Here is a 23,347-nt window from a genome sequence, read left to right on the forward strand (position 1 = left end):
CCCTCCTCCACCGACGCCCACCCCCCTGAAACCCCGGGCGGACCGTCGTATAGTCTCTCCATCAGCAAGTCCGAGTGGCGGAATGGCAGACGCGCTAGCTTGAGGTGCTAGTGCCCTTAACGGGCGTGGGGGTTCAAGTCCCCCCTCGGACACACACGTTACCCACACGGGGAGAGGCGGTCACCACGACCGCCTCTTTTTTGTTGTTGTAGACGACTTGTAGGCCCAGGTCCCGGTAGACCTGCATGATCCGGTCGGGGTTCCGTGAGTTGAGGTGCCGGGCAACGTCGCCGAGCGAGTCGAGCATGGCGTACACCTCAGCCACGTCGAGCGTCTGCGCTTCTGGCAGGTGCTGAAGCTCTTCCTTCGCGGCTTGTCGCTCGGCCTGGGCGACGTTCATCGCGTCGACCAGGGCCGCCGGGTCAACCCCGGCCTCGATCGCGGCCTGGTGCCTGCGCAACCGCGCTTCCGCGTCCTTTAGCCGCTTCTCCACGGCCTCCCGGCCTGTACTCGGCTGGCTGCCCTGCGTGTCGATCAGTGCGGCCACGGTCTCGTCCCGGTTGGCTGGATCGAACATCTGACACAGCCACGCGTTGATCGGCGGAGTCACGACGTCCTCGCGAAGGTTCACCGTCTTGGGGTGATCGGCCAGCGCCGCGGAGCCTGGAGCCAGGGTTCGGGCGATGCACCGGTAGTAGACACCCTTTCGGATCGCCGCACCCTGCATCTTCCTTGTGCAGATCTCGCAGCGCACCAACCCTTTCAGGAGATAGGTGTGCTTGGTGGCGCTCCGATCCCGGTCAAGCTTCGCAATGCCGCGCATCCCGCCGGCCGCGCGGGACCGGCGCACCAGCTGTGCCTGCGTGAAGGTCTCCACCGAGACAATTTCTGGATGCGCGGGCCGCCGCGATCGAACAACGCGTTCCGGCTCCGCCCGGCGGAATCGCACGACATGGCCCGCGCTCACATCGTCCGGGTTCAGCAACGTTTCGTGCTTGGTCCAGCGGCCGAAGATCGCGTACCCGGTGTAGCGCGGATTCTCCAAAATGGATCGGACGGTGCTGCCCTGCCAGCCATCGGCGAGCCGGTGCCGGTTCTGGTCGCGTCGACGTTCCGAAGGGCACGGCACCCCGTCCTCATTCAAGCCCTTCGCGATCGCGCGGTCGCCCACACCTTCCAGGTACTCGGCGAAGATCCGTCGGACGACGCCGGCCGCCTCATCGTCGAGCGCCAACACGCGCAGCCGGAACCCCTCTGCGGCCTTCCGCGGGTTCGGGTGCGGCCCGCCATCTACCACGACGTACCCGTACGGCGCCCGGCCGCCCTGGTGACGACCCTCGTTCACGACCTGAGCGTCCATCGCTGCGCGAACGCGTGCCTGGACGTGCTGGCGCTCCGATTCGCTCATTCCGCCAAGCACGCTCATGAGCATCTTGTGCGACGGGTTCCGGGCGTCGAACTTCCCGCCCAGTTCAGGCACCCACAGGTCCACCCCGTACGCCGCGAACCGTGGCGCGATCAGCGAGAACTGGTTGCCGAACCAACACCGGGTTCCCTCGCCGACCACTACGGCATTCCACGTGCGTCGCGGGTTCTTCAGCTCGGCGAGCAGCCGCGCGGCTTCGGTACGTCGGTCCCAAGGCACCGAGCGGGACTGCCCAATGTCGAAGAACTCGGCCACGACCCGGCCACCGAGCGGCTCGACGAACTTTCGCGCGTTCCCGAACTGCCAGCCGCGCGAAGTCTCGGGGTCCTGGTTGTCCTCGGTAGAGCACCGGCCGTAGACGGCCAGCTCTCCGATCCCGTCGTCGACCGGATCGGCAACTTCGAGACCCAAGATGTCGTCCAGCGTCGACCACGGGTCACTGCTGATTTCAGCCGTCACAGTCCACCTCCTCCGCCGGTCCGTCCAGTACCGGCACCTCAGTAAGCTCGATCAGGATGACCAGCAAGCCGCGCGCGACAGCAGGCGTCAGGTTTGGCAATCCCGCAGGTAGGATAACTCGGATCGGTCGATCCTCGGAGTGATCGGTACTCATGGCTGATCTTCTTCGACGTCCGGCTCGTCGCCGCTGGTCACTCGACTGACTGCGCCCCTGATTTCAGCTGTCAAATATCCGCGCACCTGCCGAATCTCGCCGTCTTCGCTGGTCACCCGGTCCCGGGTTGGCCGACATCCGAGGTCGGTCATTTCCTGGGCGAACGTCCGCCGGTCCATCTCCAGCGCGTCGAGCAGTTCGGCCGTCGGTACAAAGTCCCGGCCTTCCTCACTGAGATCGTCGCCCAGGTAGTCGACCATCGACGCGAGCAGCGCGGGCAGCTCAACCGCGCCGACGGGCTGACCTGCACTGATTGCTTTCATTGCCGCGGCGTCGTCGAGGACCGGCATCGTGTCCTGCCCGGCCGCATGCCCGGTGAGCGTCCCGGCCGCTTCGCGCAGCGCGCGGCCTTGCTCGCAGATGGTCCGCCAGTCCTCGTTCGGCATGTAGTAGGTCCGGACCGTCATGGCCAGGACGTCGGCGCCGGCGGCGGTGTCGCCGTCCGGCCGCAGGATGCCGACACCCTTGTGTGAGGGCAGCAGCCGCGACGAGTCGAATCCTCGCGTGTTCATCTGCTCGCCGAGCACGATGTTCGAGTCTCGCCAGTCCATCACCCGCAAGGCGAACCTAGAGCCGAGCACCGCGCGCAGCCCTGACGGGATCGTCTTCGAGTCCGGCCGCTGCGTCGCGAGGACGAGCACGATCCCCGCGGCCGGTCCCTTCTTCGCCAGCCACGTCAGCAGCTCACCGACGTACTCACCGGCCGGTAGCTTCTTTCCTTGTACGTCAACGGGTGTGCGGTCCTCCAAAGGAACCTGGACCTCATCGATGAAGATCGCTGTGATCGGCATGTTCAAGGCCTTGTCACGGGACATCTCCGGCGTGACCTTCGACTCCGGGCAGGTGAGGTCGTCCAGGTCGCGCATCCGCCGGAATCGCGTCTGCACCTCGCCGACCAGCTCGATCAGCCAGTCGACCAAGGCCAGCACGTGTTCGGGCTCGTCGCCGGACATGAACCGGTGCGCTACCAGGCCGGCCGCGTCCCAGTCCTTCCCGGCCTTGAAGTCGGCCACGTACAGCCGGACCCACGCGTCCAGGATGAGCCCGGCAGCGGCGAGCCGGGCGGAAAACGTCTTGCCCTGCCGCGGAATCGCGCCGACGAGCAGTGACGTCCACACCAGCGGAAGGTCGATCCGCCGATCCCGCGCATCCCGTCCGAACGGAATCGGCCGCCACGCGTCCCACTGCGTCACGCCGAGCAGCGGCGTCCGCAACGGCGGTGATGCGTACGGGTCTTCATCAGCCACCCACATCGCCGCCCGACCGGCGTGCCCGCTGTTGCCTCGTACCCGCTCGACGATCAGCTGGACTTCGTCGACCGCGAGCGCCGACGCGAGTGCGTCCCGGTTCTTCACCACGTCGGCCGCTTTGCGCGTGGCAGGAAGGTCGACGGTGACCGCCCAGCCGTCACCGACGCGCGTCGCGCGCTCGACGAGCCGCAACGTCTCGTCCTTGCCGATCAGTTTCGCGTCCCGGAACGCGTCCACCAGGACCTGCGGGTCCATCGTCCAGGTCAGTGTCCGCGGTCCGGCGAGCGCCGGCTTACGCCCGGGACTGCCGTCCTTCCTGCGTCCGAGAACCGCGAGCGCTACCGACGCAGCCGCCCCGGCGATCCACAGTGGATCGTCCCCATACACCAGATCGACGACGGCCACCGCAATGGCGACAACGACCGTGACGGCACCGCTGACCTTCCACCGGAACAACGTCAGCGCCCGGATTTCGATGAACTTGTCCGCCAGCTTCTCCGACTCCTCGGCGGCCGTCCGGTAATCCCGGACGGTTACCCACCCACGCCACCACCGCGCACCGACGACGACACCGCGCACAACCGCACCGAGGAACCGCAACGGCGACAGCACTAGCCACACCACCGCATCCTTGAGCGCCTGCACCGCCTGCGGCTTGCTCTTCAGCCACAACGGGACCCGCGGCGAGTGCAACCACCACAACACGAAACGGTTCCGACGTCGCTCACGCCGACGTGGCTGCGGCAACGTGTCATCGACCAGCTCGCCGTCGAGCACGGGATCGGCCTTCACCGGCAATGAGTCAGCCATTGGCCACCTCCGCGCGCAGCGCTCGCGCAAGCCGCGGTGACAGCCCGCGCGAACAGCCGGTCGCCCGCCGCACCCACGCCGGCGTGATCTCGACGTCCGGCGTCCAGCTCTCCCGGGCGATCGCGAGGTAGTCGCCGAACAGGACGCGCCTACTGGCGTTCACGGGTTCCTCGTGAACAGGACGCCGTTCAGCAGCCACGAGCACGGCGTCGGTGAGCTTGTCCCGAAGGTCGGTGATCGCTTCGACCGTGACGAACACGACGAGCGGCGGCACTGAGTGCAGGACGATCGATGCAGGATCGCCGGCCGCGAACGACGTCCAGTTGTTCATGACGTACGTAGCCGCGAGCGTGAACCACTTCGCCCGCCGCACCCACGGACCCGTCTTGACCTGGTACCGCGCGGTCACTTGCTCCGCGCGCAGGATCGCGAGCAGGACCAGTGAGACGGTCGGGTCCAGTACCCACGCCGCCAGCCACGGCAGCGAGCCCGACCGTGTTCCGGCGGACGCGAAGCCCTGGACGTTGGTCATCGTGAACGCCAGTCCGAGCACGATCCCGGTCCAGCACATCCAATCGACCTGCCGCCGGACTCGCTCGATCCGCAGCGCGACGACGTCCGGATCAGTCTGGTAGGCGCGCACCTCCGCGGCCTCGGCCGCGTCCTGCGCGAGCCGTTGTGCACGGTTCATCGCCGACCACCCCGCTTCCGCGTGTCGACGGTGGTCACGGTCATGGCGCGAGTCAGCGCGTACGACGCGAACAGTGCCGGCAGGCCGAGCACGGCGACCAGCAGCCACGGGCTACCCGGATGCGCAATCACCACCCACTGGACGGCGACGATCAACCCGGCGTTGAACAGCACCCGCCCGACCAGCGACGCGAGCCGCGCCCCGCTCCGAGCGGCTTCGGCGGCAGCCTTCGCCCGACGGGCGCCGGCCCGCCAGACCCAAAACAGCACGAACAGCACGCCGGCTCCGGCGAGGATCTGCGTGGGTGTCACGGTCAGTCCGTTCATCGCTCACCCCGATCGATCCGCTCGCCGCGCCGCAGCCAGTGCGGGTGCAGCGCGCGCCGGTCGTCGTCGGTCATCGCGCCCCAGACGCCGACCGTCTCGGCGCCGGCCGTCCAAAGCTCCAGTTCAAGGCACTCGTCCTGGACCGGGCAGCCACCGCACAAGCGCTTGGCGAACTCCCGATCGTCACGAGCGTCCGGCGGCCCGCCCGCGGCCGGAGTCATGCAGGCTCCGTCGCTGGTCACGATGTTGGTCAGGACATCGGTGGGCACCCATCGCAAGCGGTCCAGCCGCCACGCGATGCCGATCAGCTGGAGGTCGTCCATGCCGCACCTCCGTCCTGAAGCGCCTTGGCCAGCTCGGCGGAGGAGACACGCAGGCCGGTCCGGCATCGGGTGGCGCGCAGGGCGCCAGTCCGGATCGCCCGGCTGACCGTGTTGCGGGAGACGCCGAGAATCCACGCGGACTCGGAAATGGCGTGAAAGGTCGTTTTGGTGTTCATGAGAGAACCATTCTGTTGATTTCAAGACTATGTTGTTTATTTCAGCTGCCACGTGGACGTGTTTGTCCGCGCGCCGCGGCAACACGCACCCGCGGCGCTAATGAACGCTTGAAAAGCCGCTAATCTCGGCGCTGAGGCGGAGCGCGGAGGAATACGTGACGGAGGACTGGGCGGCGGTCGCGAAGGCGATCGACATGCGCGTGCGGGAACTGGGCTGGCGGCAACGCGAGCTGGCCGAGCGGTCGCACGTGTCGCAAGCGACCGTGCGCGAGCTTCAGCACCACGTCGTCGAGCGGCGCCGCAGTGCCCGGACGCTTGAAGCGCTGTCGACGACGCTGGGCTGGCACCCGCGGCATCTGCTCGCCGTGCTGCAGAACCGCACGCCGCCGCACCCGGATGAGCCGGCCGACGACGGCAACGAGCTCGCGTCCAGATTGGACGCGCTTGAACAGCGGCTGGCCGAAATCACCGACCGGCTCGAAGACGTTCAAACAAGCCTGGCGACCGTGGTCGAGCACATCCGGCCGAAGCGTTAGCGAGGTCTTTTCCATGCCTTCAATTCAAGGCTGGAGCGGCCTCGCAACCCATGCACAAGCACCGCAGCACCACCGCACAACCACCGCAGATCACCGACATTCGGGAGCGCAATTGAATCCGGCCGGGGGATGGACGGGACGCACGGCGGCAGCGTTGCAGACTGCATTGCGGCTGAGTCAGGAGCGCTTCGCCGAACGCCTGGGAATCAGCGCGCGCACGGTCGGGGCGTGGCACAAGAAACCGGATCTTCGACCGCAATCAGACATGCAACAGGTCTTGGACACGGCGTTGGCGCAGGCGTCGGACGCCGAGCGCGACCGGTTCGGCGAGCTGACCGGCGACGCACCGGCCAGCGCCTCGCCGGCCGCGTCGAGCGAGGCTGATGAACGCCTGGACGCCGACCCTCACATCGGCGCCGCACTGGAGTGGCTCGACCGTCACGCGCACTGGACGCCGGGCACCGCGCGTCGCGCCGTCGCCGATCGCCTCGCCCGCATCGACGTCCAACAGCTTCAAGACCGCGGGACTCGGCGTGGTTGGGTCAGCCAACGTGACGTCGTCGCCGCGCTGACCACCTACTATGGCAGCCGGCTCGACGACCACGGCCTGTATACGGCGCAATGCGGTGATCTCGCCATGAACACCAGCGTCCTGACCTGCGCAGACTGGCTCGACCTGGATTGCGAGCTGCGTCCGCCGTACGACCAGTTCCGGGTTCCGAGCGCGCAGCCGGAAGCCGACCTCGACCTGGCGGACCACGCCGCCGACCGCGCCGTTCAGCGACTCGCCGAGACGCTGTCCATGAACACCCGGCTCACGGACAGTCCGATCTACCGGCTCACGAGCGCGGACATCCGTGAACACCAGCTTCGCGGCACGTTCGGAGTGTCCCAGTTCGTGCACTACGCGCTGACGGCCGACCTTCTCGAAGGTGAACTGGTCGACGCGGTGGCCGCGGGCTCGACGGCGATGCCGCTCAGGGACCGTTACCTGCCGGACCTCCGCTCGGTGCTCGACGTCGGCGAGCGGCTCTGCGCGGGCGGCGTCCTTGCGCTGACGGCGATCGCCCGGCCCGCCGACCCGTACCGCGGAGACGCCGACTACTTGCTACTGGTCCAAGAGCGGTCCGGCAACGTGTTGAACGCGGCGCGTCGGCTCGCGGTGATACCGAAGGGCTTCCACCAGCCGCTGACCGACCTCCGCCGCGACGCGCAGGTGGGCATGACACTTCGCCGTGAGATGGAAGAAGAGCTGTTCGGCCGGCCCGACGTCGACAACACCCTGGGCGACATGCTAGCGGCGGACCCACTGCACCCAAGCAAGCTCACCGAGCCGATGAGCTGGCTCATCGCGCAGCCCGGCCGGCTGCGGATGGAGTGCACGGGGTTCGGCCTGAACCTCGTCAGCGGAAACTACGAGTTCGCCAGCCTGATCGTCATCGACGACGAAGAGTTTTGGGCACGCTACGGAGGAGTGGTCGAAGCAAACTGGGAATCCGCGACTCTTCGTCAGTATTCGACTACCGACGACGAGCTCGTCACCGAGTTGCTGGGTGATGTAGCGTGGAGCAACGAAGGATTGTTCGCCATGTCGCAAGGGCTCAGGCGCCTTGCGGAAATCGGCGGAGAGCGCGTGAAACTACCTGCGATCGAATGGGAGATCAGCCAGTGACTGACGGTTGGACCGCTGGCAACGCCAACGAAGACGCGGCGGACACGCGCGGCTGGCTGGTCGGCCACTTCATCGATCCGTCGCGGGGTGTCCGAGCGTCCAAGGACGTGGAAGTCAAGTGGGCGAACCATCCTGCGGGCGATAAGCGTCCCGAGTGGACGTCCGACGACCAGCGAACCACGCTGGTAATGCTCGTCTCAGGTGAGTTCCGAGTGGAAGTCACCGGCGGGAGCACGGTCATGAACCGGCCGGGCGACTACCTCATGTGGGGCCCGGGAATCGACCATTCCTGGGAAGCGTTGGCGGATTCGGTTGTCTTGACGGTCCGCTGGCCGTCAGCGACCTAATTCGACTGCGGGAATCCTCACCCGCTCACCGCCGATCTCGGAGAGTCGACGCAGACCCTGGAGAAATGCGAACAATCCCTCATTACTCCAGGTTTCGTCACCGATCAGTTCGGTGATCAGGTCTCCGTCGAGCGTCGAGTACTGCCGCAGCCCGGCAGCCTCCCAGTTCGCTTCCACATCACCGCCGAACCGCGGCCAGAACTCCTCATCTTCGATCACGACCAGGCTGGCGACCTCGTAGTTCCCGCTGACCAGGTTGAACCCGAACCCGGTGCACTCCATTCGCAACCGGCCGGGCTGGTCGGTCAACCACCGCATCGGCGCCGAGAGTCGGGCCGGGTGCATGGGATCGGCGGCCCGCTGGACGCCGGTTGTCCGGTCGACGTCGCCCCTGCCGAACAGCTCTTCTTCCAGCTCGCGGCGTAGCGTGGCGCCGATCCGCGCGTCGGCGCGTTGATCGGCGAGCGGCCCGTGGAAGCTCTTCGGGATGACGGCCAGCCTGCGAGCCGCGTTCACCACGTGCCGCGAGCGCTCCTGCACCAGCAGGAGGTAGTCCGCTTCACCGCGGAACGGATCGGCGGGCCGTGCGATCGCCGTCAACGCGAGGACGCCACCAGCGCAAAGCCGTCCCGGAAGGTCGAGCACGGCCTGAAGATCCGGCAGGTACCGGTCCCGGAGCGGCATCCGACCCGGTTGTACCGCGCGGCTATGGTGTAGCTCCCGTTCGAGAAGGTCCATGCTCAGGGCGTACTCGACGAACGGCACCACGTGGACGTCGCCGCCGACCATTTCCGGTCGGATCTGCACGTCCGTGAGCCGATACAGCGGCACGTCCGCGATGCGCACGTCGTCGGCCGCGGCTTCGGCCAGCCGCCGAACCGCCCCGACTTCGTCGACCGGCTCACGTGCCGCATTCTCGTTGGCAGACAACACAATCCGGTCGTTCTCGGCCGTCAACGGACAAGCAAGGTCCAGCCAGTCCGGCCGGGTCAGGACGCTGGTCGCGACCTCAACCTGTCCGCAGCGCGCGGCATACAGCACATGCCCGGGAACCGAGTCGCTGTAATAGTTCGCCAAGGCGGCTGCAACCCGACTCCGACCGACCGGCGCGTCGGAATGCGGCTTCACCGACGCGGCGATTGCCACGCGTCCGCGTGCAGTGCCGGGAGACCACCCAGCGTGCCGATCCAGCCAGCCGAACGCAGGCTCAAGCGCCGAGCCAAGCTCCGCCGTCCCGTTCGGCGGATGCAGGCCGATCAGTTCGCGCAGCTCGTCTGCGGTGCGGCCGAGAACCTTGGCCAGCTTCGGCCACTGGTACGGCAGGGGCGCGTAGTCGCCGGCTTCCCACCGGATGACCGTCGTGCGGTCGACGCCCATTACCCCGGCAAGGTTCTCCTGAGTCAGCCCGGCCGCCTTACGCGCTGAAACAAGCTCCTTGCGCCGACGAACGCTGACCACTCGACCACCTCATCCCGGTTGACGTGATCAGAGCGTAGCAGCTGTCATTGCAGGTAAATGCTCCAAGTGCCACATCCCCGCCGCGAAACATCAACGTTTCCGCTCTGGGCCGCGCCCGCCTCTCCGGATTGGATGATTTCAACAGATCCAAAGACCAGGGGGTGGATGTGACCAGCGGCGAACACGGCTCGCGCTTGTACGTGACCTGGTACCGCTGCGTGGCCGACAACCTGGACCACGCCGTCACCGACGACGCTCTAGCCGATGGCATTGCGCGCTACGAAGGCTGCTACCGCACGCTCTGCGGCCGCGATGTGCTGTTCCACTCCTGCCTGATGCCTCCCGGTCGGCCGTGCGCTACCTGCAAGTCGCTGGTCTGGCTCCGCACGGCCCCGCCGTCGGCCGAACCCTCGTCCCATCGCAAGCCGTCGTGCTGGCGTCGCGTCTTCGGCCGTCTCCAGACTCCGGCTGTCCTGCTGCCGCGCCCACCTCAACGCGTGCGGCTCATTCCCGAGCAGGACAGCCGGACCACCACGTCGGCGGGAACGGGCAGCACCCCGAGCGCGCCCGTTCCCGCCGACCACCATCACCGGCAGCCGGCCCGATGACGGTCTTCATCGCGCGCCCGCTGCCCGGCATGGTCGGCGAATCCCGTCGCGTCGTCCACGTCTTCCCGCTCCCAGCAGAGGGCCTGGCACCTGAACGGCTGACCGCGTATTGCGGCGCGATGTTCGGCCGGAGCGAGCTTGAGTTGTTGGAACGTCCGGTCGGGATGCCGTGCGTGACCTGCCTTCGCCTCGCACCCACCCCGGGCGACGCCGATCGTCCGGCGATCGACCGATGACGCCGAGCCCGCCGATCGCGCCGGCGTTTCAACGCGAGCTGGATCCACTGCTGCTCCTGCCGGTCCGGCTGTTCGTACTGTGCCAGCTGGCGGACATGTGCTGGCGCAGGGCTGTCGTGGTCGGGACAGCTCTGGGCGTGGATGGGCGGAGTCTCGCGCCCCACTTGATGACCCTGCGCGCCGCCGGATACCTGCAGACCCGGTTCGAGAGAGCTAGCCTGGTGCTCCGTTTGACGCCGCTCGGACTCGACCGGCTGACCGAGCACGTGACGGCACTCCGGTCAGTCGCGAACACAGCCGCCGAACTCGTCACTGCTCGGCGCGCTCCGCCGATCCGGCGTGCTGTGACGGGCGTGGCCCGATGCGCTGAACCGTCCGAAGACGGCTGCTCGTGACGGTTGTGACGGGACTCCAACCCGAGCTGTCACAGCCGTCACGCAGGCGTTCTCACAGGTCAACCCGCATTTGTCGCTGTCACAGGCCGTGTGACGGCCGTGACGGCTGACGGGAGGAACGCGGCCCCGGTGACAAGGGAAGGAAGACCACCACCACGGCCCGGTGACGGGCGTTGAGTCTTGGCTGTTCCGGCGTCGCTCCCCTCGCGACCATCCGAGCGGAACGGCCGAGCCGGTCCGGCCGGCGCAGTTTGACTGCGCCGGCCGGATGCTGGCTTTACCAGGCCGCGGCCAGGCCGTCGCGGGTGAGGTTGAGCGCGTCGATCAGGTTGGTACGGCTGCCCGCACACATGTTGGCTTCCAGCTCACCGTCGTTCGTGTCGCTGGTGAAAGCCAGGACTCGGCCCGTGTGGGCCAGGTCGTACACGGTCAACGGGGTGCTGCGGACTCGGTCGCCGTCCCCGTCGCGGATCGCGGCGTAGAGCTTGTGCACCGCTACGCGCTCGGCGCGCATCAGGTACCGCATCTCGTCGGCCACTCCGGACAGCTCCGACATCGGATCAGCATCCCTGCCTTCGAGATAGGCAGTCGGCACCCTCAGCTGCTGGATGCGGGCGGGCGCGCAGCCCGGCAAGGTGTCCACCAGGCTGGCCGCTACGTCGCGGGGCCGGATCGGGTCGAGCTGGATCGACCGATTGTCGGTGATCAGCCGCACCGCGTCCGGGCCGGCCGCGGCCACGAAAACGGCGCCGTTGTCATCCGGGTGGCTCCCGAACGCGGTCCACGAGTAGAACTCCCGCTCGGGCACGGCCAATAGGCTGAGCGTCGCGCGGAATTCCGGCGTGAGCCGATCGTCATCTCTGGCCAGGCGCAGTGCGGTGAACCGGGACAACGAGCGCCTCGTGACTTCCTTGGCGAACTCAGCTGTCGAGTAGCTGTCGTCCGGGTCGACCACAGCTGGGAGATCGCCCAGCTCGGCCAGCTTCCACGCGACGAAGAACGCCGATCGCGGCATCCGGACCGGCTTGTCGATGATCGTCATCGTCGTGTCTCAGCCGCCGATCGTCGGCGGGGTCGGCGGGAGCCCGGACCACGGGTCACGCAGCCGGCCGTCCTCGTCGTCGACGATGTCGAACGCGGAATCGTCCTCCAGCACGTACTTGCGCTGGTGCTCCTTGTCCTCCTCGCCCTTGCCGCCCTTACCGGAACCACCCATGGCGCCCATCCCGGACGAACCACGACCGCCGGCGGCACCGCGCGCCCCCGCACCGGCCCCTCCTCGCCCCACCGATTCCTCAGCACCTGCACCGGCTCCGGGACCGGCGCCCAGCCGGCCGGCCGAGCCGCCCGCGCGGCCACCACCGCTCACGCCGCCCGATTCACCACCGAAACCACCACCAAACCCGCTGGTCGGGCCGAACCCACTGACGCCACCCGGCGACCACGAGTTGCCGCCGCTGCCGCCGCCGGGCGGCAGCGACGACGGGGGAGTCCAGCTCGGCCCGCCGGTCGGATTCGTGGACGGCGGAGTCCACCCCGAGGTCGTCGTTCCGTCACCCGGCCCGCTGCCGGGCTTGAAACCAATGGGCGTGGTCGCGCCAGGCCCAGTGGTTACCGGGACCGTCGGACCCTGCCCCTGCGTGAACGTCGGCGACGAGCCATCGGTCGAGGGCTGGTAGCCAGCAGAGCTGCCCGGGCCGCTGGCGGTCGTGTCGTGGGAGTTCGGCCCAGATCGCTGGCCGGGGACAGGGTGCCCCGAGCCGATCGTGACGTTCCCGCCGCCGAAGTCCGCCAGCTGTCCGTAATCGCTCTTCAGTCCCTGACCGGCGGTCTGCGCGTGGGCCGCGTACCCCTGGTATTTCTGGAGGTTCTGTTGACTGATGTTGTTGTAGTCCTGGATCTGCTTCTCCGTGTCGGTCTGCCACCAGGCTGCCTCGTCGAAGAAGTTCTTGTGCGGAGGATTCGCCGGCATTGGCTGCAACGAGGACTTCATCTCGTCGAACCCATGCGCCAGGTCGCTGACGTTCTGCGAGTTGGACGTGAATGTCTCGGACGCCGATTGGGATACGTCCGCAAGCGGTCTGATTCGAGCCTGCGCTGCGTCCGCGCCGCCGCCGGTCCACACCGATTCCAGATTCGAACTCAGCTGCTGCACGCGACCGCTCATTTCCGCGTGCTGCTGCGCCAATTGCGACGCCTGCGCGCTACCATCGTGCCACTCCGGCGCGCCCTTGCTCGCCATGACCATCTGCACCAGGTTAGAGGCCGGAACGGTCTGTTCGCCGAGATTCCCGTGGTACAAGTCGCCGAACCAGTTGCCTACATCGCTGAGCCGGTCACCAGCCCAGTCAGCTGCGTCTTCAAGGCCGTGCCCGACCGCCGTGGCGGTGTCACCTACCCAATCGAAGAACCCCATTACGAACCGGCCTTCTGCCTCAGGTTCGTCATCACCATGTCGGCGACCTGCTCGGCCGCCTGACACGGGTTGAGCTTGCCCTTTTTCGCAGGGCCGAGGCCGACCGAGACGTCAATCGTTCGCTGATCGTTGATGCCGACCGTGACCTGGCAGAACTCGTCGGGTGCGCCGCCGTTCGTCACGTGCGCGACCGCGGGAAAACCCTGTACCTGTGTCGGCTGCCAAACCACAGCCTTCGGCTTGGTGTTCTGGTACCAGCTGCTCAAGCCATCATTCGTGGCGGTGTCGTACGCGACATCGACAGACGAGCCTTTTTCACTGTTCGTCCAGGTGCAACTCACCCCGAGGCCGGCCGTCGTCGTGGGCGAGCCCGCCACGACCTTGCCGAGAACGTCGGTCAGCTGACTTGACGTCAGACCTTCCTGGCATGGCTGTGCACCCAGAAGCGACGACTGCAACGGGTTCGAGACCTTAGGTGCACCGGCGTACGGCAGGGACACATCCTGCGCAGAATCAGTGGGTGCACTCGCCGAGGGACTTGTGTTCGGGTTCGGAGTCCCCGAGCTGCAACCGGCCAACACCACCGCGACAACGACGGAACCGCAGGTCACGACGAAGTTCCGCGAAATCATCCGATCATCCCTCCGCCGCTGTTTGCGGCCTTGTTCACGTCTGTGGTGGCATTGCTATCAGAGTCCTGCGTGATGCCCAGCGCCTTTTCCAACCGGCTGATCAGCTCTCCGACGTAGTCGTGCTCACGCTGAACGTGTCCGAGACCGTATCCGAACGCGCCGGCCTGTCCGCCTGATCCGGTCAGGAGGTTGTTGTAGCCGTTGCTTGCTGGGTCGGCTGCAGGTGGACTCAAGTGCGTCAACCGCTCCGCGACCGGGATCATCTTCGCGAGATCGTCGCGAATGCCCTGCGCGTCCTTGAGCATGGCAGTTGCCTCATCGCGACTGAGAGTGAACCCCTGACCGGTCGACACCGCGGCCCCGCCGGCGCCGGCTCCACCGCCCACTGCGGACCCTGCGGCGGTCGCCGCGCCGAAAGCGTCAATGATATTGAAGTCCAGCCCTGCTAGCCAGCTGCCTGCCGCAGGCGCCTGTTGCGCCATGGTGCACCCCTCGTTTGACACACGTCAGCCACGCGTCGGAGCAGCCCATCCGATGGCTACTCCGTCCGTCACAGTAACCGATCACTCACGGTGGGGTGGTCAAAACCGGGCAACACGTGCTGGCCGCCGGTCCCAGCCTGGGCCGCGCGGTCGCCACGGAGTCAGGCCCGGTGCGCGAGGCCTGGTCGCGCGCACCGGGCCCGCATTGCCCGAGGACTCCTGCGGAGAAGCCCTTACTGGACTACACCCAAATGGCCAGTTGCCCCACTTGCGCCTTGTGTTGCACTGTAAGTGGTTGATCGTTGTCCATGAGTAGCCGTCGGGGAGGCGTCGGATGTCGACCTTGGTGCTTTACACGCCGGAGACCGGTCGACTTGACCTGGCGAGGCTCGGCGAACGTGACTTCGTGCTGAGCAGCTCACTGCAGTACAAGATCAACCGAAGCTATCGGGTTCTCCCTTGTCAGCGTCTAATGGTCGAGGACGAGAGTTGCAGGATACCCTTCGCGTGCAATGTTTAACCTAAAGTGAGTACAACTCCTCAGGTGCCATCCAGGTCGCCGATGGGTGTGTGGATGGCTGAGTACGCGACGCTGAGCTGACCGACGCGATCTCTCGACCGAGTCCTGTAACTACTTCGTAGGTGGAGACGATCTTAGGACGAGCCAGGGAGGTCACTGTGTCACTATGTGCGGCGCAAGCCGGCGGACGTCTTCAGAAGGCGCCCGACAGGCGATGGGCCGGCCGCCTGCCGACGCGGCCCAGCAACTCGGGGCGGATTCTCGATTCACCCTGGCCGAGCGCGGCGGGTGGGCGCTGGCGACGTGGCGTTCCGAGGCAGACAACGACCTGGTCACCACGATCGGCACCATTCTCGAGATGACTGGCAGTATCCCGCTGCACGAGCTGATCGGCCGGATCCAGGCACGCGCCCGGGGTACCTCGGAGGCGGCCATCTCCGCGGCCGCGGCACAACACCCCTTCGAAACGCGTAGTGGGCGCGTTTGGCGCGGCACCAGGTCCCTGGCCGCACGCAAGACGCCCGAGGAGGCCGGCCGGTTGTTCCGCAAGGACGGCGCCTGGCTGTTGCGAGTGCGAGTCACGCAGGATCATCTCCGCGAGGCGAGCGTTCCGATTCCAATCGCGCTCGCGACCGCGATCGGTCTCGCCCGCGACGACCAGGTCGAGTTCCACTCGCCGGTCGGCCTGAGCGCCGTGCGCTGGTCGCGGCTACAGCCCACCAGCCCGTCCGTGCGGCTCCTGCTCGAGCGGACCGGCACACCCATCGGCGCGGTGGTGTTCCTGCGGTTCGGCGACGACGGCATATTCGACGTCGAGGTCCCCGGCCAGATGCCCGACGATCCGCCGCTCGCTCGCGCGCTGTGGCTTGCGGGCCGCTGGGAGGCACCGACGCAGAACGCCGAGCGCGAGCTGGCGGCGGCCGTTCGGCTGTCGGGAGCGATGGACCGGCGCAGGCTGCTCGCCACCTACCGGGGACGTGGTGACGATGAGATCGTCGCGGCATTGGAGGAGGCGTGGGCGAAGTGAACGAGCAAAGCTGTGAACGAGGGAAGCCATCATGACCGCGGCAACGACGGATACGCCGGCCATCGGTGATCTGGTCTCGGTCCGAGGCCAGAAGTGGTTCGTCAGCGACATCGACGCAGTGGATTCGAGCACCCTCCTCAAGCTGCAGAGCGTCGACGAGGGCCGCTTCGGCGAGTCGCTTGAGGTGATCTGGGAGGTCGAACCCGCGCGGCAGGTCCTGCCCTCCGGATCGTTGCCTGAGGTGACCGGCAGGTTCGATCCGCCCGGGCAGCTCGCCGCCTTCCTGGACGCGGTCCGCTGGTCCGCCGTCACATCGGCGGATGTCCGAACCCTCCAAGCGCCGTTCCGCTCGGGTGTCGCGATCGAGGATTACCAGCTTGAACCGGTCGTCCGCGCCCTCCACGCCCCTCGTGTCAACCTGCTGCTCGCCGACGACGTCGGGCTCGGCAAGACGGTGGAAGCCGGCCTGGTCGCGCAGGAGCTCCTGCTGCGTCACCGAACCCAACGGATCATGATCATCTGCCCCGCCGGTCTGACGGTGAAGTGGCAAGACGAGATGGCCGACAAGTTCGGCCTCGCCTTCACCGTCATCGACTCGGAGCGTTGCGCCGAGGTCCGCCGCGAGTTCGGCAGCGCGGCCAACCCGTTCAACGTCCACCCGCTGGCGATCGTCAGCCTGCCCTGGCTTCGCGGCGCGAAGGCGCAACGCCTCCTCGACGAGGTGCTGCCGCCGGACGGACCGACCTACCCGCGCACGTTCGACCTGATGATCCTCGACGAGGCCCATCACATCGCCCCAGCCGCGCCGAAACAGGTCTACGCCGTCGATTCCCAGCAGACCAAGCTGATCCGCAGGCTGGCCCCGCACTTCACCCATCGGCTCTTTCTCTCCGCGACCCCGCACAACGGCTACCAGGCGTCGTTCACCGCGCTGTTGGAGATCCTCGACGACCAGCGTTTCGCGCGCGGTGTCGAGCCGGACAAGTCCGCGGCACGGGACACGGTCGTACGACGGCTCAAACGGGACATCGTCAATGCCGACGGCACGCCACGCTTTGTGGCCCGCGAGACCAAACCGATCCCGGTGGAATATCCCGACACCGAGCGCGAGATCCATCGCGTGCTCACACAGTTCGCCGAGCTCCGGCACAAGAAGCTCACGACCCAGCGCGGCCGCAAGGCCACCGACCTGGTCACCCTCCTGCTGAAAAAGCGGCTGTTCTCCAGTCCCGCCGCGTTCGCGCACACCGTGGCCCTCTACACCGACACTCTCGAGTCCAAGATCCGTGCCGTGACACCGGCAAATGATGAGGTGCCGGAGTGGATGGAGGACTTCTTCGACGACATCGCGACCTACGACGACGAGCAGCTTTCCGAGGCCGAGGATGACGCGTTCGGTCGCACCCGCTCAATGCAGCCCGACGCGGACAACGAGGAGAAAACCCTCCTCGGGCGCATGCATGAGTGGGCGCTGACCCACGAGGCCCAGCCCGACGCCAAGGCCCGCGAGCTGATCAAGTACCTGAAGGCGATCTGCAAGCCGGACAAGCACTGGATGAACGAGCGGGTCGTGGTGTTCACCGAGTACCGCGACACCCAGCATTGGCTGCTCAACCTGCTGAGGCAGGAAGGAATGGGTGCGCCATATGTGGCGGAGATGCACGGCGGTATGACGACCGATGAACGTGAGCAATTGCGCCTCGCGTTCCAGAAGGATCCCACCGAAAGCAAGGTGCGCATTCTGGTCGCGACCGACGCCGCGAGCGAAGGTATCGACCTGCAGCGACACTGCCACCGGCTGGTCAACTACGACATCCCGTTCAACCCGAACAAGCTCGAACAGCGCATCGGCCGCATCGACCGCTACGGACAGACCCGGACACCAGAGATCCGGCATTTCGTCGGCATCGGCTGGGAAGGGGCGGTCGACCGGTACGAGGCCGATCTGGAGTTCCTGTCGCGGGTCGCGATGAAGGTCGCGAAAATGGAGGCGGATCTCGGCTCGGTCAACGCCGTGCTCTCCGACGCCATCCAGCGGCGGATGGTCGGTCAGATCGCCGACTTCGACATTGACAGGGCCGGCCAGAAGAAGGACCGGTTGCCCGCCGAACAGAACGTGCGCGATCAGGTGCGCAGGATCCGGTCGAACCTCGACGAGACGGTGACCGAGCTCGGCATCACGCCAGCTCGGGTCAAGCGAGTGGTGGACACGGCGCTGACACTGGCCCGCCAGCAGGAGCTGAAGCCGTTCCGGGACGAAAAGCACCTGGCCGAGGGCATGTTCGAGGTGCCGACACTGACCGGGTCATGGGTGCGGGCGAGCGCGGGTTTGCTGGAGAAATACCAGCCGGACAAGCACCAGAAAGGCGTGGTTCCGCGGCAACTGCCGGTCACCTTCGACCAGGAGGTCGCCCGCGGCCGCGACGACGTCGTGCTCGCCCACCTCAACCACCCGCTGGTCGCCATGTCGACCCGGCTTCTCCGGGCAGCGGTGTCCAATGACGACATCGGCCTGCACCGGGTCACGGCGGTGGTCAGTGACGACCCTCGACTCGAGGATGTCCTCGTCGGCGCCTACTCGCGGTTCCTCATCGTCGGTGCGGACGGCGTGCGGCTGCACGAGGAGGTCTTGCACGCTGGCGGCTGGGCGCCCGAACACGGCCGGTTCCGCCGGCTGGAGAACCTGAGTGTGCTCGGCGATATCCTCGACACCGCGCTCGGACAGGGCAAACCGGTGTCCGCCCCGGTGTGGCGCCGCGTCGCGGAGCGCTGGCCGCGCGTGTACGATGGCTTGCTCAACGCCATCGAGTGGCGGAAGAACACGCGGCTCGAGTCGCTCAGCCGCGCGCTCAAACAGCGTGAGGACGAGGAGAAGAACCGCATCACCTCGACCATCGAACAGTTCTCGGCGACCCTGCGTGAAAAGCTGGCCGACGAACAGGACGAGGAGGCGCTGTTCAGCCTCGTCGACGTGCAGAAGGCATCGAAGGAAGAGCGTGAGCAGTACCGCAGGGACCGCAGGCACTGGGAAGCACGTCTCGCCGAACTGACCACCGAACGGGACCGCGAGCTCGACGCCATCGCGGCCCGTTACCGCCACCAGGAACCACACCGCTTCCCCGTTGCCGTGGTGTTCGTGGTGCCCAAACGGGAGGCCATCCGATGACGCCCCGTCGGCCCCCTGCCCCGGACAGCGCGCAGCAGCACCGTGATTGGCTCAGCCTGATCGAGGTGACCGGCCCGTTCCTGTCGCTGCCGGTCCTTCGCGCCACCTGGCCGAACCTGGACGCGATCGACAAGCCGACGCGCGAAAAGCTGCGCCTCGCGCACACCACCTGGCAGGGCGACCCGGCCGCGGGTCAGCGGGCATGGGCCGACTTCATCCTCGGCGAGCTGCTCGGCTGGGGCGATGCTCTGCGCTGGAACGACCTCGGCCGGCTGGATGCGCTTGGCGTGGACGTCACCGAGCACGAGACCTGGATCAACCCGTCGTTCGCACTCGTCGAGCCGGGCGAGGACCCCAAACCCGCCACGACGCGGATGCTCGGGCTGATGTGCGAGCCGGGTACGCAGCCGGCCGCTCGGATCGCGGGTGAAGCCTGGGCGGCGACGCCCGTGGACCGGATGGCGCAGCTGTGCCGCCATCACGAGGTCCAGCTCGGGCTCGTGACCGACGGACGCTGGTGGGTGCTCGTTTCCGCGCCGCGCGGCAAGGTCACCACCACAGCGGTCTTCGACGCCGTCGCATGGAACGAGGCGGCCGAGCGCGATGTGGTCCGGGCGTTCCTCTCACTGCTCAACCGCAGGCGGTTCTTCGGTGTGCCCAACGACGAGAAGCTCGTCGCGTTGCTGCATCAGAGCGAGGACTCGCAAGAGGACATCACCGAGCGGCTCGGCGTGCAGGTCCGCCAGGCCGTGGAAATGCTGGTGGCGGCATTCGGCCGTGCCGACACCGCCGCCCGCGAGCGCGGCGAGCCGGGACTGGAGCGGGCTGGCGCGGAAGAGGTGTACCGGGCCGCGGTCACCGTGATGATGCGCGTGGTGTTCGTTCTGTTCGCGGAGGAGCGCAAGCTCCTGGCCTCGGACAACGACCTCTACGCCTCGGCGTACTCGGCCGGGCGGCTCCGCACGGACCTTCAGGACCAGGCACTGCAGGGTTCGGAGACGGAGCTGGAGAACTCCTCGGCCGCCTGGTACCGGCTGCTTGCGTTGTTCGAGGCCATCTACAACGGCGTCGACCATCCCCGCCTGCGGATGCATGCGCTCGACGGGTCGTTGTTCGCCCCGGACCAGTTCCCGTGGCTGCAGGTCCTCAAGATCGACGATCGGACCGTCCTGCACATGCTCAAGGCCCTGCAGGAAGTCGAGATCGGCACAGGGAACGCGCGGGAGAAGCGCACGCTGTCGTTCCGCGAACTCGACGTGGAGCAGATCGGCTACGTCTACGAGGGCCTCCTGTCCTACGACGGTTTCCGCGCCGAAGACGTCACCGTCAGCCTCATCGGCAAGGAGGGCTTCGAGAAGGAAGTCGCGTTGCGTGACCTCGAATCGTTGGCCGCCGAGTGCCCTGATGTCCCGGCGCTGGCGAAGACGATCTCCGAGGAGTTCAAGGAATACAAGGTCGGCTCCGCGAAGGCCGTGGAAAGGAGCCTCGCGCCGCCGGCCCAGGGCGCCAAGGAGGAAGCCCGCCGGAAACTCCTCTCGGTGACGCGCGGGGACAACTCGCTGACCGAGCGGCTGCTGCCGTTCTTCGGCATAATCCGGCAGGACCTGCGGGAGCAGCCGGTCGTCATCATGCCCGGCGAGCTGTTCGTCACCGATTCGCCACTGCGCAAGAACACCGGCACCCACTACACGCCCCGGTTCCTGGCCGAGCAGATCGTCGAGGGCGCACTCGAACCGCTCGTGTATCACCCGGGTCCATTGCAGACGGCCGACAAGGAGGAGTGGGAGCTCAAGTCGTCGCGGCAGATCCTCGCGTTGAAGGTCGCCGACATCGCCATGGGCTCCGCCGCATTCCTCGTGGCCGCCGCGCGCTACCTCGGCGACCGGCTGATGGAGGCCTGGACCCGCGAAGACGATCCCGCGGTTCGCGACTACACACCGTCCGGCACCGAGCGTGAGGCGGAAACCGACCAGGTCATCATCAAGGCCCGTCGCGCCATCATCGAGCACTGTCTGTACGGCGTGGACATCAACCCGATGGCCGTGGAGATGGCGAAGCTGTCGTTGTGGCTGGTGTCGATGGACCCGCAGCGCCCGTTCACCTTCCTCGACGACCGGCTCGCGGCCGGCGACTCGCTGCTGGGCATCACCTCGACCGAGCAACTGGAGTACATGGACCTGGACGTCGGCCGGGCACGCCGCGAACAGGCCGACCTGTTCGGCTGGGCCGCCGAAGTTCCCGCTCTGGTCGCCGAGGTCGCCGATATCCGGGAGCGACTGTCCCAAATGGATGGTTCGACGTTGTCCGGCCTACAGGCCAAGCGAGCAGCCCTGCGGGAGGCGGAGGAAAAGTCCAACCGGCTGCGGCTGTTCGCTGACCTCGTTGTGGGTGCGGCGCTGGCCGGCAGCCGCAAGGTGACCGGTTCACGCAATGCGCAGTTGCGGGAGCATTTCGCCGACGAGGACGCGCGCGACCGGGACAACCTGGTGGTCCAAGCTAAGCGCCTGGCCGACCAGATCGCCTCCGGTGCTGCGGAAGAAAAAGCCCAGACCCGACGCAACCAGTGGCTGGCAACCGACCTTCCCTCCGGTTCGTTTCCACGCGAACCGCTGCACTGGCCCCTGGTGTTCCCGGAGGTGTTCGCACAAGGCGGCTTCGACGCCGTCATCGGCAACCCACCGTTCCTGGGGGGACAGAGGCTAACCGGCGCACTGGGTACGGCCTACCGGGAATACCTTGTCACCTCCCTTGGCGGTGGTGTACGCGGCAGCGCCGACTTGATCGCCTACTTTGCGCTCCGAGCCCACGAGGTCTTGCCTCCGACTGGCCAGACCGGCCTGATCGCCACCAACACACTGACCCAAGGTGATACCCGCGAGGTCGGACTCGATCAAATTGCCGCCGGCGGTACGACGATCCGCCAGTCCATCAAGAGTCAACCCTGGCCCTCGAAGTCGGCGGTGTTGGAGTTCTGCGCGGTGTGGACCAGCCGCACCAAGCTCAACGACAAGGCTCAGCGTCTCGCCGACGGTGTCGTTGTACCCGGCATAACCCCCTCCCTCGATGCAGTTTCCCGGGCCACTGGCAACCCAGCGAGGCTGTCGACCACCAGCGGCACCTCCTTCATCGGCTCCTATGTGCTTGGAATGGGTTTCACTATGGAACCGGCCGCAGCCGATGAGCTCGTCGCCCGTGATACCCGTAATGCCGACGTGCTGTTCCCCTATCTCAACGGCCAGGACCTGAACTCCAACCCGCGCTGTTCAGCGAGCCGATGGGTCATCAACTTCCACAACTGGCCTGAAGACCGCGCGAAAACCTACCGCGAGTGCTACGACCAGGTCCTGCGGCTTGTGAAGCCGGAACGAGATCGAAACAACCGCAAGCCGCGACGCGAACGATGGTGGCAATACGCAGAGCGCACGCCTGAGTTGGTTCGAGCCATCGCGGGGTTGGAGCGGGTCGTGGTGATCACGCGAGTGAGTAAGACCGTGATGCCGGTGATGGTGCCGACCGGCCAGGTCATGTCAGAGCAAGTTGTTGTCTTCGCCACCGGCGACACGGCGATGCTGGCGTTGTTGTCGAGCGCACCGCACTACTGGTGGGCCAAATCGCGCGGGTCCTCGATGAAGACCGATCTCCGCTACACCCCATCCGATGTCTTTGAGACGTTCCCCCTGCCCGAACTCACTCAGGAACTCCGCCACCTCGGCAACCGGCTCGATACCTTCCGCCGTGACGTGATGCTGTCCCGCCAGACTGGCCTGACCAAGACCTACAACCTGGCCTTTGACCCGAGCTGCACCGACGAGGATATCGAGGAACTCCGGGCCATTCACCGGGCGATCGACGAAGCCACCGTCCGAGCCTACGGCTGGGAAGACCGCATCGAAGCTGTCGGTGGACTGGATCACGGCTTCCACCAGGTCGGCCGCGAGACCCGCTACACCGTCGGGCCCGCGGCAAAGCGCGAAATCCTCGACAGCCTCCTCGAACTGAACAACGAGCGCTACGCCGAAGAGGTTGCGCAGGGCCTGCAGGACAAGAAGAAGGGCGCGCGGAAACCCAAGGCGGACGAAGGGACTCTCTTCTGATGGAGCGCATCGTGCCGAGCGCACCGGTGGAATTCGTTGCCCTGACAACCACCGTTCTTGACTTCACACCACGGTGCCCCACT

Annotated in this window: 21 protein-coding genes and 1 tRNA gene; 10 read left to right on the forward strand and 12 right to left on the reverse strand. The window is 66.8% G+C overall.

Features of this window, described 5'->3' with window-relative positions:
• Positions 1-68: 68 nt before the first annotated feature.
• A tRNA-Leu gene (locus BJY18_RS05915) sits at positions 69-152 on the forward strand.
• Here BJY18_RS05915 and BJY18_RS05920 read toward each other — a convergent pair.
• Genes BJY18_RS05920 through BJY18_RS05950 form a run of 7 tightly spaced genes read right to left on the reverse strand, consistent with a single transcriptional unit; the run spans position 134 to position 5,675 of the window.
• Positions 134-1,885, reverse strand: coding sequence for a recombinase family protein (locus BJY18_RS05920; RefSeq protein ID WP_184778369.1), 1,752 nt, complete (start codon positions 1,883-1,885; stop codon positions 134-136). The two genes, BJY18_RS05915 and BJY18_RS05920, sit on opposite strands and share 19 nt — an antisense overlap.
• On the reverse strand, positions 1,875-2,039 hold the full coding sequence (locus tag BJY18_RS05925; protein WP_184778370.1) for a hypothetical protein: 165 nt from the start codon (positions 2,037-2,039) through the stop codon (positions 1,875-1,877). Before BJY18_RS05925 ends, BJY18_RS05920 begins: the two co-directional genes overlap by 11 nt.
• Entirely contained in the window at positions 2,036-4,159 is a 2,124-nt protein-coding gene (locus BJY18_RS05930; protein WP_184778372.1) for an FtsK/SpoIIIE domain-containing protein, read from the reverse strand. The genes BJY18_RS05925 and BJY18_RS05930 overlap by 4 nt, the downstream gene beginning before the upstream one ends.
• On the reverse strand, positions 4,152-4,850 hold the full coding sequence (locus BJY18_RS05935; RefSeq protein WP_184778374.1) for a hypothetical protein: 699 nt from the start codon (positions 4,848-4,850) through the stop codon (positions 4,152-4,154). The genes BJY18_RS05930 and BJY18_RS05935 overlap by 8 nt, the downstream gene beginning before the upstream one ends.
• On the reverse strand, positions 4,847-5,176 hold the full coding sequence (locus BJY18_RS05940; RefSeq protein ID WP_184778376.1) for a hypothetical protein: 330 nt from the start codon (positions 5,174-5,176) through the stop codon (positions 4,847-4,849). The genes BJY18_RS05935 and BJY18_RS05940 overlap by 4 nt, the downstream gene beginning before the upstream one ends.
• Positions 5,173-5,499 carry a WhiB family transcriptional regulator gene (locus tag BJY18_RS05945; protein WP_184778378.1) on the reverse strand — a complete coding sequence of 109 codons (327 nt, stop codon included), beginning with the start codon at positions 5,497-5,499 and terminating at the stop codon, positions 5,173-5,175. The genes BJY18_RS05940 and BJY18_RS05945 overlap by 4 nt, the downstream gene beginning before the upstream one ends.
• Positions 5,481-5,675: a helix-turn-helix domain-containing protein gene (locus tag BJY18_RS05950; protein ID WP_184778380.1), complete on the reverse strand. Its 195-nt coding sequence runs from the start codon at positions 5,673-5,675 to the stop codon at positions 5,481-5,483. Before BJY18_RS05950 ends, BJY18_RS05945 begins: the two co-directional genes overlap by 19 nt.
• A 155-nt stretch (positions 5,676-5,830) precedes the next feature.
• Here BJY18_RS05950 and BJY18_RS05955 point away from each other — a divergent pair, with 155 nt between their 5' ends.
• The 3 genes from BJY18_RS05955 to BJY18_RS05965 all read left to right on the forward strand — a co-directional run bounded on the left by BJY18_RS05955 (position 5,831) and on the right by BJY18_RS05965 (position 8,230).
• The gene (locus BJY18_RS05955) at positions 5,831-6,211 is read left to right on the forward strand and encodes a helix-turn-helix domain-containing protein (protein ID WP_184778382.1); all 381 of its coding nucleotides are present in this window, start codon (positions 5,831-5,833) and stop codon (positions 6,209-6,211) included.
• A 166-nt stretch (positions 6,212-6,377) separates the two neighbouring features.
• Complete coding sequence (locus BJY18_RS05960; protein ID WP_184784448.1) at positions 6,378-7,883, forward strand: helix-turn-helix domain-containing protein; 1,506 nt, start codon at positions 6,378-6,380, stop codon at positions 7,881-7,883.
• Positions 7,880-8,230, forward strand: coding sequence for a cupin domain-containing protein (locus tag BJY18_RS05965; protein WP_184778384.1), 351 nt, complete (start codon positions 7,880-7,882; stop codon positions 8,228-8,230). Before BJY18_RS05960 ends, BJY18_RS05965 begins: the two co-directional genes overlap by 4 nt.
• Here BJY18_RS05965 and BJY18_RS05970 read toward each other — a convergent pair.
• Positions 8,219-9,688, reverse strand: coding sequence for a helix-turn-helix transcriptional regulator (locus tag BJY18_RS05970; protein WP_184778386.1), 1,470 nt, complete (start codon positions 9,686-9,688; stop codon positions 8,219-8,221). The genes BJY18_RS05965 and BJY18_RS05970 overlap by 12 nt on opposite strands.
• A gap of 161 nt (positions 9,689-9,849) precedes the next feature.
• On the opposite strand from BJY18_RS05970, the gene BJY18_RS05975 reads away from it, so the two are divergent.
• From BJY18_RS05975 to BJY18_RS05985, 3 genes are read left to right on the forward strand one after another with little or no spacing between them, the layout of a single operon-like run.
• Positions 9,850-10,296 carry a hypothetical protein gene (locus BJY18_RS05975; protein ID WP_184778388.1) on the forward strand — a complete coding sequence of 149 codons (447 nt, stop codon included), beginning with the start codon at positions 9,850-9,852 and terminating at the stop codon, positions 10,294-10,296.
• The gene (locus BJY18_RS05980; RefSeq protein WP_184778390.1) at positions 10,293-10,532 is read left to right on the forward strand and encodes a hypothetical protein; all 240 of its coding nucleotides are present in this window, start codon (positions 10,293-10,295) and stop codon (positions 10,530-10,532) included. The genes BJY18_RS05975 and BJY18_RS05980 overlap by 4 nt, the downstream gene beginning before the upstream one ends.
• Positions 10,529-10,927, forward strand: coding sequence for a MarR family transcriptional regulator (locus tag BJY18_RS05985; protein WP_184778392.1), 399 nt, complete (start codon positions 10,529-10,531; stop codon positions 10,925-10,927). The genes BJY18_RS05980 and BJY18_RS05985 overlap by 4 nt, the downstream gene beginning before the upstream one ends.
• Positions 10,928-11,204: 277 nt before the next feature.
• On the opposite strand, the gene BJY18_RS05990 is transcribed toward BJY18_RS05985, so the two are convergent.
• Genes BJY18_RS05990 through BJY18_RS06005 form a run of 4 tightly spaced genes read right to left on the reverse strand, consistent with a single transcriptional unit; the run spans position 11,205 to position 14,457 of the window.
• Positions 11,205-11,969, reverse strand: a complete 765-nt coding sequence (locus tag BJY18_RS05990) for an ESX secretion-associated protein EspG (protein ID WP_184778394.1) — start codon at positions 11,967-11,969, stop codon at positions 11,205-11,207.
• 9 nt (positions 11,970-11,978) lie between these two features.
• Positions 11,979-13,343 carry a hypothetical protein gene (locus tag BJY18_RS05995; RefSeq protein WP_184778396.1) on the reverse strand — a complete coding sequence of 455 codons (1,365 nt, stop codon included), beginning with the start codon at positions 13,341-13,343 and terminating at the stop codon, positions 11,979-11,981.
• Complete coding sequence (locus BJY18_RS06000) at positions 13,343-13,975, reverse strand: DUF3558 domain-containing protein (protein ID WP_184778398.1); 633 nt, start codon at positions 13,973-13,975, stop codon at positions 13,343-13,345. Before BJY18_RS06000 ends, BJY18_RS05995 begins: the two co-directional genes overlap by 1 nt.
• Positions 13,972-14,457: a hypothetical protein gene (locus BJY18_RS06005; RefSeq protein WP_184778400.1), complete on the reverse strand. Its 486-nt coding sequence runs from the start codon at positions 14,455-14,457 to the stop codon at positions 13,972-13,974. Before BJY18_RS06005 ends, BJY18_RS06000 begins: the two co-directional genes overlap by 4 nt.
• Before the next feature lie 734 nt (positions 14,458-15,191).
• Between BJY18_RS06005 and BJY18_RS06010 the strand changes: the two genes are divergently transcribed.
• From BJY18_RS06010 to BJY18_RS06020, 3 genes are all read left to right on the forward strand, one after another.
• The gene (locus BJY18_RS06010) at positions 15,192-16,004 is read left to right on the forward strand and encodes a hypothetical protein (RefSeq protein WP_184778402.1); all 813 of its coding nucleotides are present in this window, start codon (positions 15,192-15,194) and stop codon (positions 16,002-16,004) included.
• Positions 16,005-16,035: 31 nt separating this feature from the next.
• A complete protein-coding gene (drmD, locus tag BJY18_RS06015; protein ID WP_184778404.1) occupies positions 16,036-19,170 on the forward strand; it encodes a DISARM system SNF2-like helicase DrmD in 3,135 nt (1,044 codons plus the stop codon).
• A gap of 65 nt (positions 19,171-19,235) precedes the next feature.
• Positions 19,236-23,264 (forward strand): Eco57I restriction-modification methylase domain-containing protein, encoded by a 4,029-nt coding sequence (locus tag BJY18_RS06020; RefSeq protein ID WP_221457586.1) that lies wholly within the window; start codon positions 19,236-19,238, stop codon positions 23,262-23,264.
• The last annotated feature ends 83 nt before the right edge of the window (positions 23,265-23,347 follow it).

Origin of the sequence: Amycolatopsis jiangsuensis, assembly GCF_014204865.1 — a bacterium.
Lineage (GTDB): Bacteria > Actinomycetota > Actinomycetes > Mycobacteriales > Pseudonocardiaceae > Amycolatopsis > Amycolatopsis jiangsuensis.